Origin of the sequence: Micromonospora sp. BL1 (genome assembly GCF_003667485.1) — a bacterium.
GTDB lineage: Bacteria > Actinomycetota > Actinomycetes > Mycobacteriales > Micromonosporaceae > Micromonospora > Micromonospora tulbaghiae.
This window is the reverse complement of sequence record NZ_RCVK01000011.1, coordinates 1-414: the sequence shown is the minus strand read 5'-3', so window position 1 is coordinate 414 and position 414 is coordinate 1. Positions and strand designations below refer to the sequence as shown.

Annotated in this window: 1 protein-coding gene; it reads right to left on the bottom strand. The window is 65.7% G+C overall.

The annotated features are described in order from the left end of the window. Positions 1-229: 229 nt before the first annotated feature. On the bottom strand, positions 230-414 hold a 185-nt coding region (locus EAD96_RS31320; protein ID WP_233585299.1), incomplete at its 5' end, for a hypothetical protein.

The window sequence follows — 414 nt, the reverse complement described above, 5'->3', positions numbered from 1 at the left end:
TTCCACTGGACGAGGGGCGGCCGCCGCGCGGGCGGGCGGTTTGTCAGGGCGCGACGAGAAGGCGGCCCAGGCGGCCTGCCTGATTGGGTACGGGTGTGGGGCCGGGCAGCTTCGGATGTGACGCCGACGCGGGGTCAGGTGGTCTGGCCCCCATCGACGACCAAGGCGTGCCCGACCGCGAACGACGCTGCATCCGCAGCATTCGTTACGAAGGGTCTGCGAACGTCATTCACGGACCGACATTCCGCCAAAGTGCAGACAGCCGACGGCCCATATAACGCCGAGCCTGAGGGACGAAATATAGGGAAGGATTGAGCACCAGGAAAGCTAAGGCCAGATATACATTAATCGGTGCGAGCACGACGGACAGGCCGGCGGTGATGACCCCGGGCACGCTTTGCCGCGGTCCGTGGG